The 15,343-nt window shown below is 67.0% G+C and carries 18 protein-coding genes; 2 read left to right on the forward strand and 16 right to left on the reverse strand.

Features of this window, described 5'->3' with window-relative positions; all coding sequences use genetic code 11:
- Positions 1 to 35: 35 nt before the first annotated feature.
- The 4 genes from C5F44_RS16010 to cobA are packed head-to-tail and all read right to left on the reverse strand — an operon-like array spanning position 36 to position 3,513.
- Entirely contained in the window at positions 36 to 785 is a 750-nt protein-coding gene (locus C5F44_RS16010; protein ID WP_107674552.1) for a phosphoadenylyl-sulfate reductase, read from the reverse strand.
- Positions 775 to 2,442 (reverse strand): nitrite/sulfite reductase, encoded by a 1,668-nt coding sequence (locus C5F44_RS16015; protein ID WP_107674553.1) that lies wholly within the window; start codon positions 2,440 to 2,442, stop codon positions 775 to 777. The genes C5F44_RS16010 and C5F44_RS16015 overlap by 11 nt, the downstream gene beginning before the upstream one ends.
- The gene (locus C5F44_RS16020; RefSeq protein ID WP_107674554.1) at positions 2,435 to 2,743 is read right to left on the reverse strand and encodes a DUF2849 domain-containing protein; all 309 of its coding nucleotides are present in this window, start codon (positions 2,741 to 2,743) and stop codon (positions 2,435 to 2,437) included. Before C5F44_RS16020 ends, C5F44_RS16015 begins: the two co-directional genes overlap by 8 nt.
- A complete protein-coding gene (cobA, locus tag C5F44_RS16025; protein ID WP_107674555.1) occupies positions 2,740 to 3,513 on the reverse strand; it encodes a uroporphyrinogen-III C-methyltransferase in 774 nt (257 codons plus the stop codon). The genes C5F44_RS16020 and cobA overlap by 4 nt, the downstream gene beginning before the upstream one ends.
- Positions 3,514 to 3,648: 135 nt before the next feature.
- On the opposite strand from cobA, the gene C5F44_RS16030 reads away from it, so the two are divergent.
- Positions 3,649 to 4,110, forward strand: coding sequence for an Lrp/AsnC family transcriptional regulator (locus tag C5F44_RS16030; RefSeq protein WP_107674556.1), 462 nt, complete (start codon positions 3,649 to 3,651; stop codon positions 4,108 to 4,110).
- A 168-nt stretch (positions 4,111 to 4,278) separates the two neighbouring features.
- Here the strand turns inward: C5F44_RS16030 and C5F44_RS16035 are convergent, their stop codons facing one another.
- The 9 genes from C5F44_RS16035 to ssb all read right to left on the reverse strand — a co-directional run bounded on the left by C5F44_RS16035 (position 4,279) and on the right by ssb (position 11,240).
- Complete coding sequence (locus C5F44_RS16035; protein WP_107674557.1) at positions 4,279 to 5,460, reverse strand: cytochrome P450; 1,182 nt, start codon at positions 5,458 to 5,460, stop codon at positions 4,279 to 4,281.
- Complete coding sequence (locus C5F44_RS16040) at positions 5,457 to 6,398, reverse strand: EamA family transporter (protein WP_107674558.1); 942 nt, start codon at positions 6,396 to 6,398, stop codon at positions 5,457 to 5,459. Before C5F44_RS16040 ends, C5F44_RS16035 begins: the two co-directional genes overlap by 4 nt.
- 60 nt (positions 6,399 to 6,458) lie before the next feature.
- Entirely contained in the window at positions 6,459 to 7,202 is a 744-nt protein-coding gene (tpiA, locus tag C5F44_RS16045) for a triose-phosphate isomerase (protein ID WP_107674559.1), read from the reverse strand.
- 151 nt (positions 7,203 to 7,353) lie between these two features.
- The gene (locus tag C5F44_RS16050) at positions 7,354 to 7,713 is read right to left on the reverse strand and encodes a HesB/IscA family protein (RefSeq protein WP_107674560.1); all 360 of its coding nucleotides are present in this window, start codon (positions 7,711 to 7,713) and stop codon (positions 7,354 to 7,356) included.
- A gap of 23 nt (positions 7,714 to 7,736) precedes the next feature.
- A complete protein-coding gene (locus tag C5F44_RS16055) occupies positions 7,737 to 8,462 on the reverse strand; it encodes a DUF3307 domain-containing protein (protein WP_107674561.1) in 726 nt (241 codons plus the stop codon).
- A 7-nt stretch (positions 8,463 to 8,469) separates the two neighbouring features.
- Positions 8,470 to 9,111 (reverse strand): hypothetical protein, encoded by a 642-nt coding sequence (locus C5F44_RS16060; RefSeq protein ID WP_107674562.1) that lies wholly within the window; start codon positions 9,109 to 9,111, stop codon positions 8,470 to 8,472.
- 124 nt (positions 9,112 to 9,235) lie between these two features.
- Entirely contained in the window at positions 9,236 to 9,589 is a 354-nt protein-coding gene (locus C5F44_RS16065) for an SUF system Fe-S cluster assembly protein (protein WP_107674569.1), read from the reverse strand.
- A gap of 110 nt (positions 9,590 to 9,699) precedes the next feature.
- Positions 9,700 to 10,647, reverse strand: coding sequence for an acyltransferase family protein (locus C5F44_RS16070; protein WP_107674563.1), 948 nt, complete (start codon positions 10,645 to 10,647; stop codon positions 9,700 to 9,702).
- A 44-nt stretch (positions 10,648 to 10,691) separates the two neighbouring features.
- Positions 10,692 to 11,240, reverse strand: a complete 549-nt coding sequence (gene ssb, locus C5F44_RS16075; protein ID WP_107674564.1) for a single-stranded DNA-binding protein — start codon at positions 11,238 to 11,240, stop codon at positions 10,692 to 10,694.
- A 245-nt stretch (positions 11,241 to 11,485) separates the two neighbouring features.
- Here ssb and C5F44_RS16080 point away from each other — a divergent pair, with 245 nt between their 5' ends.
- Complete coding sequence (locus tag C5F44_RS16080) at positions 11,486 to 12,103, forward strand: lytic transglycosylase domain-containing protein (protein ID WP_412917558.1); 618 nt, start codon at positions 11,486 to 11,488, stop codon at positions 12,101 to 12,103.
- Between the two features lie 4 nt (positions 12,104 to 12,107).
- On the opposite strand, the gene C5F44_RS16085 is transcribed toward C5F44_RS16080, so the two are convergent.
- From C5F44_RS16085 to C5F44_RS16095, 3 genes are read right to left on the reverse strand one after another with little or no spacing between them, the layout of a single operon-like run.
- Positions 12,108 to 12,731 (reverse strand): LysE family translocator, encoded by a 624-nt coding sequence (locus C5F44_RS16085; protein ID WP_107674565.1) that lies wholly within the window; start codon positions 12,729 to 12,731, stop codon positions 12,108 to 12,110.
- Positions 12,731 to 13,183, reverse strand: coding sequence for an Lrp/AsnC family transcriptional regulator (locus tag C5F44_RS16090; protein ID WP_107674571.1), 453 nt, complete (start codon positions 13,181 to 13,183; stop codon positions 12,731 to 12,733). The genes C5F44_RS16085 and C5F44_RS16090 overlap by 1 nt, the downstream gene beginning before the upstream one ends.
- Before the next feature lie 50 nt (positions 13,184 to 13,233).
- Positions 13,234 to 15,315, reverse strand: a complete 2,082-nt coding sequence (locus C5F44_RS16095) for a dipeptide ABC transporter ATP-binding protein (protein WP_107674566.1) — start codon at positions 15,313 to 15,315, stop codon at positions 13,234 to 13,236.
- Positions 15,316 to 15,343 lie beyond the last annotated feature (28 nt).

Genomic DNA, 15,343 nt, shown 5'->3' on the forward strand with positions numbered 1-15,343 from the left:
ATTTGCAAATTTCTTCGAAGAAATTTGCCGCGCGGTCATGCTGCACTCTCTTTCCCCATCCGCACGGCCTTGCCGCCGACGAAATGGATGCCGCATTCCGTCTTGGCCTGCCCCCGCCAGCGGCCCGAGCGCGGGTCTTCGCCGGGCTTCACGGGGCTGGTGCAGGGTGCGCAGCCGATCGAGGGGTAGCCTTTCGCCACCAGCGGATGCCGGGGCAGGCGGTTTTCGACCATGTATTCCTCAAGGTCTTCGCGGCCCCAATGGGCCAGCGGGTTCACCTTGATGCGGAAATCGCCTTCGTTTTCAAAGAAGTCGATGGTGCCGCGGTCCGAGTTCTGAAACCGCTTGCGGCCGGTGATCCAGCCGTCGAACTTGGACAGCGCGCGTTCCAGCGGTTCGACCTTGCGCACGGCGCAGCAGGCGTCGGTGTTGAACTGGTGCAGGGTGCCATCGGGGTCTTCGTAACCGACCCGCGCAGGATTGGCCCGGATGGTGCGAATGTCGCACAGGTTCAGGCTTTCGGCCAGTTGGCGCTGATAGTCTAGCGTTTCCTGAAACAGCATCCGGGTGTCGATGAACAGCACCGGGGTTTCCGGTGCGATCACGCTGACCAGATGCAGCAGCACCACCGATTCCGCGCCGAAGGAACTGACCAGCGCCACGCGGCCCAGGTCATGGTCCTTGAGCGCGTGTTCCAGCACATCGGTGGCCGAGTGATGCTTGTAGCGGGCGTTCAGCACCGCCACCCGTTCCGCCACCGGCCCGGCGTGCAGATCACGCGGCATCACGTTCGCCCTCGCCATAGAGGGCGGTCTTGAAGGGCTCCATCCCCACCCGGCGGAAGGCTTGCAGGAAGGTTTCCTCCGGCGCTTCGCGCAAGGCCAGATAGGCGCGCAGGATGCGTTCCACCGCGCCGGTCACCTGATCATAGGCAAAGCCCGGCCCGGTCTTGTCGCCGATCACCATATCCGCGGTCCCGTCGCCGCCCAGGGTGATCTGATAGTTTTCCACCCCCGCCCGGTCGAGACCGAGAATCCCGATATGGCCGACATGGTGGTGGCCGCAGGCATTGATGCAGCCCGAGATCTTCAGCTTCAGCGGCCCGATCTCGTGCTCAAGATCCAGTTCCTTGAACCGCTGCGCGATTTCCTGCGCCACCGGGATCGACCGCGCGGTCGCCAGGCTGCAGTAATCCATGCCGGGGCAGGCGATGATGTCGCTCAGCAGCCCGACATTGGCGGTGGCCAGCCCCGCCGATTTCAGCGCGGCATGAAGGGCCGGCAGGTCCGATTTGTGGACATGCGGCAGGATCAGGTTCTGTTCGTGGCTGACCCGGATGTCGCCATGGCCATGGCGTTCGGCCAGATCGGCCACCAGACGCATCTGGTCGCTGGTCGCATCGCCGGGCGTTTCACCATGCGCCTTGAGGCTGATGGTCACGATCGCATGGTCGGGGTGCCGGTGCGGCGCCACATTGGTATCGACAAAGGCGCGGAAGGCCGGATCGGCCTTGTAGGCCGCATCAAACGCGGCAACGGGCGCTTCGCGGAACACCGGCGGCGCGAAGGCCGCCTGAATGTCGCGGAAAAGCGCCTGATCGGCACCGCCGAACAGCGGGCGCAATTCGGCAAACCGCTCTTCGATCATCCGGGTGATCTCGGGCTTGCCGGTCTCGTGCAGGGTGATCTTGATGCGCGCCTTGTACTTGTTGTCGCGCCGGCCGATGACGTTGTAGATGCTCAGCACCGCCTCGACATAAGGCAGCAGGTCCGCTTCCGGCAGGAAATCGCGCACCACCATGCCCACCATCGGCGTGCGGCCAAGGCCCCCGCCGACCAGCACCTGAAAGCCGGTCTCGCCAGCCTCGTTCCGCACGATCCGCAGCCCGATGTCGTGTGCAGCCGTAACCGCGCGGTCGGCGCTGGCGCCGGTGATGGCGATCTTGAACTTGCGCGGCAGGAACTGGAATTCGGGGTGGTCGGTCGACCATTGCCGCAGCAGTTCGGCATAGGGGCGGGGGTCTGCCACCTCATCCGCGGCGGCGCCGGCGAAATGGTCGGCGGTGACGTTGCGCACGCAGTTGCCGCTGGTCTGGATCGCGTGCATCCCGACATCGGCCAGCGCCGACAGGATGGCCGGCACATCCGGCAGTTTCGGCCAGTTGAACTGGATGTTCTGCCGGGTGGTGAAGTGGCCATAGCCCTTGTCGTAGGTGTCGGCGATCCAGGCCAGTTGCCGCAGCTTGGCGGGCGACAGCGTGCCATAGGGGATGGCCACCCGCAGCATGTAGGCATGAAGTTGCAGGTAAAGCCCGTTCATCAGGCGCAGCGGGCGGAATTCGTCTTCGGACAGGCTGCCGTCAAGCCGCCGTTCCACCTGATCGGTGAACTGGGCTACGCGGGCGCGGACGAAGGACTCGTCGAAATCGGTGTAATCATACATGGGCGAGGTCCGCCTGCTTGCCATGGTTATAGTTCGACGGCCCCCGGGTGCGGAATCCTTCGCGGAAATGCACCGGCTCGGGGCCGTTCGGTCCGGCCTTTGCATCTGCCAGATAGGCGCCGACCACAAGATTTTTCTGCGATGCAGCAAAAAGCAGGCGCAGTTGCGCGTGGGCCTCGTCCTCGATCAGCTCGGCTTCGTGATGATGCAGCGACCACAGGTCATTTGCGGTCAGGTAAACCACATCGCCTTCGCGCAGGCGGTTGGCGGTCACGACCTTGGGGGTGAAACGGCGGCTCATTGTGCGGCCTCGTGCAACAGGGGAAGGGATGCGGCGGCTTCGCGCGGGGCAAGGCCATACAGCAGGATGGCGGGGCCGGTGGCCGCGGCCACGGCGGCGGGCAGGGTGGCCAGACAGGCGGTATGGATGCGCTGGTCGGGGCGGCTGACGTTTTCCACCACCGTCACCGGCGTTTCGCCCCCGGCGCCGTGCATCATCAGGCGGCCCTGAATGAAACGGGCCGATTTCTTGCCCATGTAGATTGCCGCCACCTCGCCGGCACGGGCAAGGCCGCGCCAGTCCTGTTCGGCAAAACCTTCCATGTCATGCCCTGTCACGATGCGCAGGCTGGCATTGCGGCCGCGTTTCGTCAGCGACTGGCCGATGGCCGCAGCCGCCACGCTGGCCGAGGTCAGGCCGGGAAGGATGCGGAAGGCAAGGCCCGCAGCTTCAAGCGCGGCGATTTCCTCGTCCAGACGGCCGAAGATGCCGGGATCGCCGCCCTTCAGCCGTACCACGCGCCGCCCGGTCAGCGCCTTGGCAACCAGAACCGCGTTGATCGTGGCCTGCGCGGTCGAGGGGCCAAAGCCCTCCTTGCCGACATCCACCCGTTCGGCATGGGCTGGGATCAGCGCCAGAACCTCGGCCCCGACCAGCCGGTCGTGGATCACCACTTCGGCCGCCTCCAGTGCGCGCAGCACGCCCAGCGTCAGATGCTCGGCCGCGCCGGGGCCGGCGCCGGCAAAGACGACGGGCGAGGGGGCAGAGGGAAGAAGCGGAAGGTCGGTCATGGCAAGCCCTTTGGATTGACCGCCAATATAGAAGATTTTCCCGGATTCCCGCCAGATGCGCTTGCAGATAAGGACATGTGTTCCGATACTGCGGCCTTGGGAAACCCGTGTTCTGCCGAAGAGGGATATTCAGGAATGGCCGCCCCGCTGGACGATCTGGACCGGAAAATCCTGTCCGAACTGCAAGCCGATGCCGAGCAGTCGCTGGATGAAATTGCCCGCAAGGTGGGGTCATCCAAGACCCCGGTCTGGAACCGCATCCGCCGGATGAAGGATCAGGGCGTCATCACCCGCACCACCGCCATCCTTGACCCCGAGGCGCTGGGGCTGGAGGCCTGTTTCTTCGTGCTGATCCGCACCAGCGAGCATGAGGCGGACTGGCAGCGCAAGTTCCTCAAGTCGTTGAAGGAACGCCCCGAAGTGCTTGAGGCGCACCGGCTGGCCGGCGACATCGACTATATCCTGAAGGTGCGGGTCAAGAATGCCCGCGCCTATGACACCTTCTATCAGGCGCTGATCTCGGAAGTGCGGATCTACAACGTGACGGCGCTTCTGAGCATGGAAGAGATCAAGTCCACCACCGTCCTGCCGCTTTGACCTTGCGGAGCGCCCGCGCAAGGCGCGGTCGCGCGGCTTTCATCTCGCCTCTGCGCGCAAGCGCGCAACCGGCTCGGGCTTGCCTCCGGCGGGGATATTTTCGGACAGATGAAAGACCAAGGCGCGCGGGCCCTTTCATCTGTCCATAAGTTTCCCGCGGGTGCAGGGTCAGCGGGTGACGAGCAGGCGTTCCAGCCCGTGGAAGTGGAACACATCGCCATAGCATGGCGGTTCGGTCAGACGCAGCCCGGGGCAGCGCGCGAAAAGGATCGGCAGGGCCAGCGCCAGTTCCAGCCGTGCCAGCGGCGCGCCGACGCAGAAATGTAGACCGGCGCCGAAGGTTGCCAGCGGCTTCACGGGACGCGCGGGCAGGAAGTGCTCTGGCCGGTCCCAGACCGCCGGATCGCGGTTCGCCATCGCCAACAGAAGCCCGACCTGATCTCCGCGGCGGAAGGTCTGGCCCATCACCTCGACCTCTTCATAGGCCCAGCGGGTGAACAGGTGCAGCGCCGGATCGAAGCGCAGGATTTCCTCGACCGTCGCCTCGATCCGGTCGGGTTGCAGCGCCTCGGGCCCGGTGCCGGTTTCCAGCAGCGTCTTCACGCCATTGCCGAAGGTGTGCACCGTCGCCTCGTGCCCGGCGTTCAGCAACAGGATGCAGGTGGTGATCAGCTCGTCCGTCGTCAGCCGCTCGCCTTCCATCTCGGCGGCGATCAACTGGGTGATCAGGTCGTCGGCGGGCCGCTTGCGGCGTTCCTCGACATAGCCGCGCATGAAGGCGACGAAGGCCTCGGTCGCGGCGACGGCGCGATCCTCGGTCTCGCGGTTGCGTCCGGCCATATACATGCCGACCATGGCATTCGACCAGCGCAGCAGATCAGGTGCCATCTCTTCGGGCACGCCCAGCAGGCGCGCGATGATGCGGACGGGGAGGGGCTGGGCAAAGGCGGTCAGCAGATCGAAGGGCCCGTCGGGGAAGCCTGCGATCAGGTCTTCCGTCAGGCCGGTGATGTCGGGGGACAGGCCGGCGATGCGGCGACTGGTGAAGGCGCGCAGCACCAGATTGCGCAGCCGGGTATGGCGGGGCGGTTCCAGTTCCAGCATGGAATGGGCCTCGACCGCGTAGAACGGCGCCAGATGCGGCGGAATCGCCGGGGCCTTCTCGGGCGGGGCTTCGCGGCCGAAGCGCCGGTCGCGGAAGATCGCGTTTACCGCCGCCGCCTTGCCGGTGCAGACCAGGCCGTAATCGGCCCAAAGGAAGAACGGCCCCGCGCTGCGGGCCGTTTCATAGAACCCGTAGGGGTTCTGCACGAAGGCCGGATCGGTGGGCGACTGGTGCAGCGTTTTCATGCGCGTCTCCCCAGCGGGATGATGCCCTGCGCCACCAGAACCCCCAGCCCGACCAGCGCCGCGCCGCCGACCTGCACCCAATCCCAGGCGGCGCCGAAGGCGAACAGGATCAGCATCACATAGAACGGGGCCGCATTGATGTGCAGCGACGAGGTGCCGATCCCCAGCTTGCCGACCGAGATGATCCACAGAAGCTGGCTGACCGCCAGCGCCCCCACCGAAAACAGCAGAAGCGCGCCGAATTGCTGCACCGTCCAGCCGCTGAAATCCGGCGCCGTGGCATGGCCCGAAGCGACCGGCAGGCCGGCGATCACCGAAAGCGTGATGGCGGCGCCGGTGATGGTCAGCGCGGTGCGCCCGATGGGCGACAGGTCGGGAAAGGCCGTGACGGTCAGGCGCGACCCCAGGGTGAAGGTCAGCACCGACAGGAAGCACAGCGCCGCACCCAGGCCCAGGCTGGCGCCGCCGGCCTGCAGGTCCAGCGCCACCACGCCGCCGGCCAGCGCCAGGGCAAGGCCTGCCACCAGCGCCAACGTGATCTTGCGGCCGTCCAGCAGCACCTCCAGCGCCATGCCCACCACCGGCATGGTGGCCGAGATCACCGCCGCCGTGACCGGCCCACCGCGCGCCTGGCCCGCCACCAGCGCCCAGGCCCCCAGTCCGATCAGCCCGCCAACGCCGATGCCTTTCAGCCAGTTCGCCCGCCGCAGCACGGCGGCCCCGTCAACCGCAAGCCAGACCGGCAGCAGCGCGGCCGCCGCCAGCAGCATCCGCACCGCGCCCAGTTGTTCGGCCGGCAAGAGCCGGATCACCAGTTCGGCCGCGGGCAGGCCCGCCGCCCAGATCAGCATCGACAGCATACAGACGAGGTTGGCTTTCACCAACCCGCCTGACGGCGCGGGGCCGGGCGGCACAAGGGGTTCGCTGGAAAGGGTCATCGGTCGGGTCTAGCGCCGGTCGGGGCAGGCTGGCTGTCCCGACCGCGACATGCGCTGTCGTCAGGCGGCCGACAGGGCGGCGACGATCGCCCCGAAATCGGCGGCCTTCAGACTGGCCCCGCCGACCAGCGCGCCGTCCACATCCGCCACGGCGAAGATCTCGGCCGCATTCGACGGCTTGACCGATCCGCCGTAAAGAAGCCGCACACCTGCCGCCTCGGTCGGGAAGCGCCCGGACAGTTCGGCGCGCAGGAAGCCATGCACCTCGGCAATCTCGGCCAGCGTCGGGGTGCGGCCGGTGCCGATGGCCCAGACGGGTTCATAGGCGATGACGGTATTCGCCGCCGTGGCGCCGTCGGGCACCGAGCCGGCCAGTTGCGCGCCCACCACCGCCAGCGTCTGGCCGGCATCGCGCTGCGTCTCGGTCTCGCCGACGCAGATCACCGCGACCAGACCCGCCGCCCAGGCCGCCTGCGCCTTGGCGCGGACCAGCGCGTCGCTTTCGCCATGGTCCGCGCGGCGTTCGGAATGGCCCAGGATCACCGAACCCGCACCGGCATCGGCCAGCATCTGCGCCGAAATGTCGCCGGTATGCGCGCCGCTGGCCTTGGGGTGGCAATCCTGTCCGCCCACCTGCAAGGCCGACCCCTTGGCCGCCGCCGCCATCTGCGCCACCAGCGTGGCCGGCGGGCAGAGCAGCATGTCACAGGCCGGGGCAGGGTGCGCCGCAAGCAGCGCCTTCACCTCGGCCAGCGAGGCCGCGACCCCGTTCATCTTCCAGTTTCCTGCCGCCAGCTTGCGCATCCCGCCCTCCGTCAAAAGCCGGTTCCTGCCTAGCGCGTTGCCACGGCAAGGAAAAGCCTCTCGCCCTTCATCTTGGTGCAAATACCCTCGGGGGGAGGGGCCTTCAGGCCCCGTGGGGGGCAGACAGCCCCCCGGCGCGACCATGGGCCGTTCAGGCGGCCGGCGCGTCCTTGAACTTGATCGATTCCCCGCAGCCGCAGGCTTCGGCCACGTTGGGGTTGCGGAACTTGAAGCCAGCGTGAAGCAGATCGACCTCATAGTCGATCTCGGTGCCGATCAGGAACATCTGCGCCATGGGGGCGATCAGCACCCGCGCGCCATCCTGTTCGACGACCTCGTCCAGCGGGTTCGTCTCGGACACATAGTCCATGGTATATTCCATGCCCGCACAGCCGCCCTTCTTGACGCCGATGCGCAGGCCCTGCGTTCCGTCACGGGCCATCAGCCGCGCGATCTGTTTCGCGGCGGCGGGGGTCAGGGTGACGGCGGATTTTCCGGGGATGCCGAACATGGGAAGGCTCCTTTCCGTTCAATCTAGGGCGCCACGGCGCGGATTCCAAGCGGCGGCAACGCGGCAAGGCCCGAAAGCGTGGCATAGGCCACGACCAGCGCCCAGCCGAACGAGGCCAGCGTGCCGATGATCACATATTCCGACAGGGCCCGGTCGTCGCGCACGGCGCCGAAGCGCAGGATCGACTTGGCCGCGATCAGCAGGCCCACCCCTTCGGGCTGGCCCAGCAGCACAAGGGCGAAGATCAGCCCGCGTTCCAGCAGGCCGATGACGCGGCCCGCGCCCGGCAGGCTTTCGGCGGTGATCGCTTCGGGCAGCCGCGCGGCAAAGGGGCCCATCAGCAGGCCAACCGCGAAACCGCCGGCGCGGGTGGCCAGAATCGCGCCGGCCGCCACGGCCATCAGCGCGGGAAGGGCGGTCGCCCCGGCCCAAAGCCCGCCGGCCCAGATGTCCGGCCGCCCGAAGGCAAGGGCTGCGATCACCGCCAGATGCGCGGCCTGATCGGCCATGAACGCCGCCAGCCCGCCCTTGCTGCGGGCCTTCAGCGCGTCAATCCCGACATGCAGCGCCGTCAGCCACAGCAGGCCCGGGTCGAACCCGCCTGTCGCTGCCATGGCGGTGGCCAGCACGACCAGGCCGTGCAGGGCCAGCCCGTCCGCCCGCCGCTTGTGCCGCACCATCCAGGCCGTCTGGAAGACGAAATCCGCCAGAACATGGGCGAACAGCAGCGCGGCCAGGGTTTCGGGCATCGGGGGCCTATTCGGTTGGGTTGGCGCGGTCGGCCAGGAAGACCTGCATCATCTCGTCCAGAATCGGATAGTCGGCCGCCTTCAACCGGGCATCGACGGCCTGCCGCGTGATGCCCAGCCGGCGCGCGACGGCTTCGTTCGACAGCCGTTCGTCGGCGGGGCTGTCCGGGTCCAGCTTCAGCGCCAGCGCCTCGGCCTGTCCGGTGGTCCAGCGGCCGGCCAGTTCGCCCGCGATCATGAAGGCCAGCTTGCGGAACGGATCGACGCCCGCCCCCTCAAGCGCCAGCAGGCGGTCTGCCTTCATCCGGTCAAGCGCGCGGCCCGAGGCGGTGAAGGCCGGGCCGGTGGCGGTGGAAAGGTCGCGGCCCCCTGTCGGATCTTCTTCGCCCAGCCCCACGGCGATGCGGCAGCCGGGCAGGCCGTCCTGCGCCCGCAGCCGGGCAAGGATCAGCAGGCAAGCCCAGAGGGCCGCATTGGGGGCGGCCAGCCGGACCTGCCAGCCGTCACCACGAAAGCGCGTGAAGCCGGTGTCCGGCCCAAGCTGCGCGGCGCAGTCGCGGATCGTCGCCATGGCCGCCTCGACGGCCTCGCGCGGGGCGTGGGTCGATCCGATCAGGTCTCCGGTCAGGATGGCGACGGTGCGGGTCATGGGCAAAGCATTTCGCTTGCCTGTCGGAAAGGCAAGGGAAATGATTTGCTTTTCAGGGATGCAAGGGAAAATGTTTGCCTTTGGCCGATGCAAGACAAAAGCATTGCCTTTGCCGGCCCGGGCGTCACATGAAGCCCAGTTCCAGCCGGGCCTCGTCGGACATCATGTCCATACCCCAGGGCGGGTCGAAGGTCATGTCGACATCGACCTGCTTCACCCCGGGCAGGGCGCCCACGGCATCTGCCACCCAACCCGGCATCTCACCCGCCACCGGGCAACCCGGCGCGGTCAGCGTCATGGTGATGCCGACGGCGTTTTCCGGGTCGATCTCGATGGTGTAGACCAGACCGAGGTCGTAGATGTTCACCGGAATCTCGGGGTCGAAGACCGAACGGCAGGCCTCGACCACCTGATCATACAGCGGATGATCGGTGGTGGACGGGCGGATCAGCGGTGCGCCTTCGACATTGGCATCCATCGGCATCGGTCCTTACGCGGGTTGTTGACCGATTATATAGGGAATCCGTCCTGAAAGGTCCAGTGGCGCCCGCGCCGCAAGCCAAGCAGGCATGGGGCGCCCCGGTTCGGTCAGAACAACCGCCGTGCCAGACCGCTGCGCCGCAGGGCTTCGGTCAGCAGGGCGGACCCAGCAATCGCCAGGGCGAAGACCGCCGGGCGGTCCAGATCGGTGTGACGGAACAGCATTGCCACAAAGGCCACATGCAGGAAGTAAAGGCCGCTTGAATGATCGCCAAGCGCCCGGCTTTCCGTGCGGCCGGGGGCCTGAAGGGCCACCAGCGCCAGCGCCGGGGCGGCCAGGATCAGGCTGGCCATGGTGTCATGCGACACGCCCTTGGGCAGGGTGGACAGGGCCAGCGATTCCGCCAGCACCAAAGCAATGCCAAGCGCCGCCAGCCCGGCCGCCGGGCCGCGCCCGATGCGGTTGGGCAGGTCAACCCGGCGCATCACCACGCCAAAGGCCGCGTAGGGCAGGCACAGGAACAGCGGGTTGCGGGTGGGTGACAGCGGATCGTGGAAGATCGGCCCGGGCGTCACCAGCCCGGCGGCGATGGCCCAGGCAAGACCCGCCCCCATGGCCGCCAGGACCAGCGCCAGTGTCAGCAGGGGCAGGGTGGGCCAGCGCGCCAGCAGCACAAGCGCCGCTGCCGCCATGGCCAGCCCGGCAAGATACCACAGGTGCCAGTAGCCGAAGACGGCGAAGATCAGCCCCTCCCACGGGGTGAAACCGGCGGCGGCCCGCGCCCAGACCGGCAGATACAGCGCCATCCACAGCAGATACAGCACAGCCGCGCGGCGGGCCGTGGCCCAGCCCTTGCCCGCCGCCAGCGCGGGCTGCAGATACCATCCGTTGAAGACCAGAAAGACCGGCACCGCCAGCCGGTAGATGCCTTCCCCGGTCAGCAGATTGGCCAGCCGGCCCAGATCGGCGAAGGGGTTGGCATGGATGCCGACCACCATCACCGCAAGGGCCAGTTTCAACCCGTCCACCGCCCGGCTGCGTGTCGCGCCTGCCATTGTTCCGGCTCCTTGCGCGATGCGCCGATGGGATCAGGGCGGTGTCAGAACGGGATTTCGTCATCCATGTCGGACCGGCCACCGCCGCCGCCCGCACCACCGCCGGCCTGGCCGCCGCCATAGCTGCCGCCGCGCGAACCGCCGCCACCCTGGCCGCCGCCATAGCCGCCACCGCCCGCGCCACCGCCGTAATCGTCATAGCCGCGGTCATCACCGCCGCCGCTGGCCCCGCCGCCATCACCGCGACCGCCCAGCAGGGTCAGGTTGCCCGAGAAGGGGCGCAGGACGACCTCGGTCGAATAGCGGTCAGCGCCCGACTGGTCTTGCCATTTGCGGGTTTCCAGCGATCCCTCGATATAGACCGTGCTGCCCTTTTTCAGATACTGCTCGGCGATCTTGCCCAGCGGTTCGCTGAAGATGGCGACCGAATGCCATTCGGTGCGTTCCTTGCGTTCGCCGGTGGCGCGGTCGCGCCAGGTTTCGCTGGTGGCGATGCGCAGGTTCACCACCTTGCCGCCGTTCTGGAAGCTGCGCACCTCGGGGTCGCGGCCCAGATTGCCGATGAGGATGACCTTGTTGACCGAGCCGGCCATGTCTCTCTCCCTAATGTCTTCGTGTTCATTCTCCGGGCAGCATGTCCCGGTAAGGTTAACCAATCCCTACACGGCCCCGGTCGGCGCCGCAACGACCGCCCGTGCGGTTTCTGCCGCCCGCATCTCGGCGGGTTTTCGCCTGCCGGGGGCGCCTTGCCCGGGGCGGCATCGGAAATTCCCCACTGGAAACACCGGCATCTTTCCGTATAGTCGCCGCGTTCGGTCGGGTTGCGGAAAGAGTTGGCGTGCTGCGGAAATCTCGGAAAATCTGGTTCCTGTCGGCGGCCCTGTGCCTTGCCGCGATCCCTCCTGCTTCGGCCGAGGGGCTCAAGCTTTCCGGCTCGTCCAAGTCGCGCAACTCGATCTTCAAGTCGCAGACGGCCTTGCTGGATGGCAAGCTGGCCAAGCAGTATTCCGGCTCGGTCAAGCTGACACCGAAGTACAAGGCAGGCGCAGCCGAAGGTCTGGTGGAAGAGTCGGTTCCCCGGTTCAAGGGCGGCTACAAGGGCAAGTATCTTGAGGTTGCCAAGGCCGCAGCCCGCAAGCATGGCGTGCCGGAAGACCTGTTCCTTCGGCTGGTGCAGCAGGAATCGGGCTGGAATTCGGGCGCGGTCAGCAACAAGGGGGCCACAGGCCTTGCCCAGTTGATGCCCGCCACGGCGCGCCGCCTGGGTGTGGACATCGCCGATCCGCAACAGAACCTGGAAGGCGGCGCCCGCTATCTGCGGATGATGTATGACCGCTTCGGTAGCTGGAAGCTGGCGCTTGCGGCCTATAACGCCGGGCCCGGCGCGGTGGAAAAGCACGACGGAATTCCGCCCTATGCCGAGACGAAGGCCTATGTGAAGGCCATTCTCGGCTGACCTGTCAGCCGGCGCCGGCCAGTTGGCGCGCGGCGCTGGCCAGCGCCCAAAGGCCAAAGCCGATCAGCACCGCGCCGGAAATCCGCGCCACCCACAGCGCAAAGGCCGGCGGCAGGCGGTGGCGCAGCAGGGCGACGCCGCCCGACAGCACCACCCACCACAGCATCGACCCGGTGAAGACACCGGCCACCACCACGACGGCCGCGCCCGGCCCCGAGGCGGCCGCCAGCCCCAGCCCCGCGAACAGCGCGGCAAAGCTGAGGATGGTCATCGGGTTGGTCATGGTCAGGGCAAAGGTTGCCAGCGTGGTCCCGATCAGGTCACGCGCCCCCACCTCGGCCGCCGGGCGGGGCGGGCGCGGGCGCATCCCGGTAAGGCCCAGCCACAGAAGGAACAGCCCGCCCGCCACCATCAGTGGCAGTTGCACCCGCGCAAGCAGGCTGGCAAAGACGGCAAAACCGGCTGCGGCAAGGCTGGCGTAAAGCGCATCCGCCAGGGCGGTGCCCAGCCCGCCCGCCACCCCGGCGCGGAAGCCGCGTTCAAGCGTGCGGTTGATGCACAGCGCCCCGATCGGCCCCAGCGGCGCGGCGATGGCCAATCCCAGGATCAGGCTTTTCAGGAACAGCATCAGGCAGCCCCTTTCGGCACATGCGCGCCCTCGACCGGCGAGGACAGGGCGAGGATGGTTTCGCTGCGGCCAAGGAAGCCCTGTGCCTTGATCTCGGCCAGCACGGTTTCCACCGCCGCCAGTGCCGGAAGGCGCAGTTTGACCAGATAGGACCAGGGGCCGGTCACATGATGACATTCCATCACGGCGGGGTGGGCGGCTGCGAAGCTGCGGAAGGCGGATTCATCGGCGCCGTCGCGCAGGCTGACCCAGACGAAGGCCAGAACCGGCAGCCCCAGCGCCGCGGGATCTGCATCCACCGTGAAGGCGCGGATCGCGCCTTGCGCCTGCAACCGGCGGATGCGGTCGTTCACCGCCGAGGCGGAAAGCCCCACCGCAGCGCCGATGTCTGCCAGAGCGCGACGGGCGTCTGCGGCCAGCAGGCCAGTTATTTTTCGGTCAATATCATCCATGGCCACAAAATATGCGGCCATGTCGCTGAGTCAAGCCATAATCATCGGCGCTACTCGGCCGCGATCTTGATCACCGGCTCCATCTGTTTCAGCACGTCACGGCCCAGGTGGCATTTGATCTGGTGTCCATCGCCCAGGTCCACCACCGGCGGCATCTCGGTATCGCAGATCCCGCCCGGCACCTGTGATTTCCAGCGGCAGCGGGTCTGGAACGGGCAGCCGGGGGGCGGGTTCATGGCCGAGGGGATCTCGCCCTCCAGCACGATGCGCTTGCGCACGACATGCGGATCGGCAATCGGCACCGCCGACAGAAGCGCCTCGGTATAGGGGTGGTAGGGGGGCGAGAAGACCTGCTCGGTCGTGCCCATCTCGACCACATGACCCAGATACATCACCATCACCCGGTCGCTGATATAGCGCACGATCGACAGGTCATGGCTGATGAACAGCAGTGTCGTGCCGTTTTCGCGCTGGATGTCCATCAGCAGGTCGGTCACCGCCGCCTGAACCGACACATCCAGCGCGCTGACCGGCTCATCCGCGACCACGACCTTGGCGCCGCCGGCAAAGGCCCGTGCGATGCCGACTCGCTGCTTCTGCCCGCCCGACAGTTGGCGCGGCATCCGTTCGGCAAAGGCACGGGGCAGTTTCACCAGATCCAGCAGTTCCAGCATGATGCGTTCGCGGTCGGCATCGCTGTCGCCGCGCTGGAACACCTCAAGCGCGCGGATGATCTGGCGGCCCACGCTCATGCTGGGGTTCAGCGTATCGAACGGGTTCTGGAACACCATCTGCACCTGGCTGACGGTATCGGTGTTGCGCTTCTGGATCGGGGTCGATTGCACGTTTTCATCAAACAGCATGATCGAACCGGCTGTCGCAGTCTCAAGCCCCATCAGCACCTTGGCGAAGGTGGACTTGCCGCAGCCGGATTCGCCGACGATGGCAAGGGTTTCGCCTTCGCGCGCCTCGAAGCTGAGGGTTTCGTTGGCCTTGACCACCTTCTTCGTGCCGCCGCCGAAGGCGCTGCCCGAGACCGAGTAGTATTTCTTCAGATCCTCCATCTTCAGAACGACCTTGCCGACAGGACGCTTCGCCTTGGCGACCTGCGCCTTGGGGGGCGCCTTCCAGTCCACCTCGCGCCATTTCAGGCAGCGGCTTTCGTGCCGGTGGGCGTCGGGCACGGCCTCCATCGGCACGTCGGCGGCGTCGCAGCGGCCGGCTTCGAAGTAATCGCAGCGCGGGCCGAAGTTGCAGCCCTTGGGCCGTTCATGGGGCAGGGGGAAGTTGCCGGGGATCGAGATCAGCGGCCGGTCGTTCTTGTCGGCGCCGGGCAGCGGAATCGAGCGGAAAAGCGCCTGGGTGTAGGGGTGGCGCATCTTGGTGAAGACTTCCTCGACATTGCCGGTCTCCACGGCCTCGCCGGAATACATCACGCAAAGCCGGTCGCAGACATCCAGCACAAGGCCAAGGTTATGGCTGATGAACAGCATCGAAGTGCCGTATTTTTCGCCCAGATCCTTGACCAGATCGACGATCCCCGCCTCGACCGTCACGTCCAGCGCAGTGGTGGGTTCGTCCAGGATCAGCAGCGCGGGCTTCGCCATCAGCGCCATGGCGATGACGATGCGCTGTTGCTGGCCGCCCGACAACTGGTGCGGATAGGCACCAAGAACGCGGTCGGGGTCGGGCAGGCGCACATCGGCTACGATCTGGCGGGCCAGCTTCCACGCCTCGGCCTTGGCCATGCCCTGATGGATCATCGGCACCTCGGCCAGTTGCGCGCCGATCTTCATCGCCGGGTTCAGGCTGGCCATCGGTTCCTGATAGATCATCGCGATCTCGCTGCCGCGGATGTGGCGCAGGTCTGCCTCGCTCATCCTTGTCAGGTCGCGGCCCTTGAACCGGATCGAGCCGCCCACGATACGGCCGTTGCGGCCAAGGTCGCGCATGACAGCCAGCGCCACGGTGGACTTGCCGCAGCCGGATTCGCCGACCAGCCCCATCGCCTCGCCCGCCATGACGGAGCAGGAGAAATCCATCACCGCCGGAATCTCGCGCAGGCGGGTGAAGAAGCTGATCGAGAGGTTCTCGATTTCAAGGATCGGTTTGGACGGGTCCCAGTCGGTCATCGGTCTCTCCGGTGGCTGGTGCGGGACC

Source organism: Fuscovulum blasticum DSM 2131 (assembly GCF_003034965.1).
Taxonomy (GTDB): Bacteria; Pseudomonadota; Alphaproteobacteria; order Rhodobacterales; family Rhodobacteraceae; genus Pseudogemmobacter; species Pseudogemmobacter blasticus.

Excerpts from the sequence above, each read along its gene's own strand:
- C5F44_RS16030 (WP_107674556.1), top strand. The coding sequence starts at position 3,649 with ATGGCCGCCCCGCTGGACGATCTGGACCGGAAAATCCTGTCCGAACTG.
- ssb (WP_107674564.1), bottom strand. The coding sequence starts at position 11,240 with ATGGCCGGCTCGGTCAACAAGGTCATCCTCATCGGCAATCTGGGCCGC.
- C5F44_RS16060 (WP_107674562.1), bottom strand. The coding sequence starts at position 9,111 with ATGACCCGCACCGTCGCCATCCTGACCGGAGACCTGATCGGATCGACC.
- cobA (WP_107674555.1), bottom strand. The coding sequence starts at position 3,513 with ATGACCGACCTTCCGCTTCTTCCCTCTGCCCCCTCGCCCGTCGTCTTT.
- C5F44_RS16010 (WP_107674552.1), bottom strand. The coding sequence starts at position 785 with ATGCCGCGTGATCTGCACGCCGGGCCGGTGGCGGAACGGGTGGCGGTG.
- C5F44_RS16040 (WP_107674558.1), bottom strand. The coding sequence starts at position 6,398 with ATGACCCTTTCCAGCGAACCCCTTGTGCCGCCCGGCCCCGCGCCGTCA.
- C5F44_RS16020 (WP_107674554.1), bottom strand. The coding sequence starts at position 2,743 with ATGAGCCGCCGTTTCACCCCCAAGGTCGTGACCGCCAACCGCCTGCGC.
- C5F44_RS16035 (WP_107674557.1), bottom strand. The coding sequence starts at position 5,460 with ATGAAAACGCTGCACCAGTCGCCCACCGATCCGGCCTTCGTGCAGAAC.
- C5F44_RS16055 (WP_107674561.1), bottom strand. The coding sequence starts at position 8,462 with ATGCCCGAAACCCTGGCCGCGCTGCTGTTCGCCCATGTTCTGGCGGAT.
- C5F44_RS16090 (WP_107674571.1), bottom strand. The coding sequence starts at position 13,183 with ATGGATGATATTGACCGAAAAATAACTGGCCTGCTGGCCGCAGACGCC.
- C5F44_RS16065 (WP_107674569.1), bottom strand. The coding sequence starts at position 9,589 with ATGGATGCCAATGTCGAAGGCGCACCGCTGATCCGCCCGTCCACCACC.
- C5F44_RS16015 (WP_107674553.1), bottom strand. The coding sequence starts at position 2,442 with ATGTATGATTACACCGATTTCGACGAGTCCTTCGTCCGCGCCCGCGTA.
- C5F44_RS16085 (WP_107674565.1), bottom strand. The coding sequence starts at position 12,731 with ATGCTGTTCCTGAAAAGCCTGATCCTGGGATTGGCCATCGCCGCGCCG.
- C5F44_RS16095 (WP_107674566.1), bottom strand. The coding sequence starts at position 15,315 with ATGACCGACTGGGACCCGTCCAAACCGATCCTTGAAATCGAGAACCTC.
- tpiA (WP_107674559.1), bottom strand. The coding sequence starts at position 7,202 with ATGCGCAAGCTGGCGGCAGGAAACTGGAAGATGAACGGGGTCGCGGCC.
- C5F44_RS16050 (WP_107674560.1), bottom strand. The coding sequence starts at position 7,713 with ATGTTCGGCATCCCCGGAAAATCCGCCGTCACCCTGACCCCCGCCGCC.
- C5F44_RS16070 (WP_107674563.1), bottom strand. The coding sequence starts at position 10,647 with ATGGCAGGCGCGACACGCAGCCGGGCGGTGGACGGGTTGAAACTGGCC.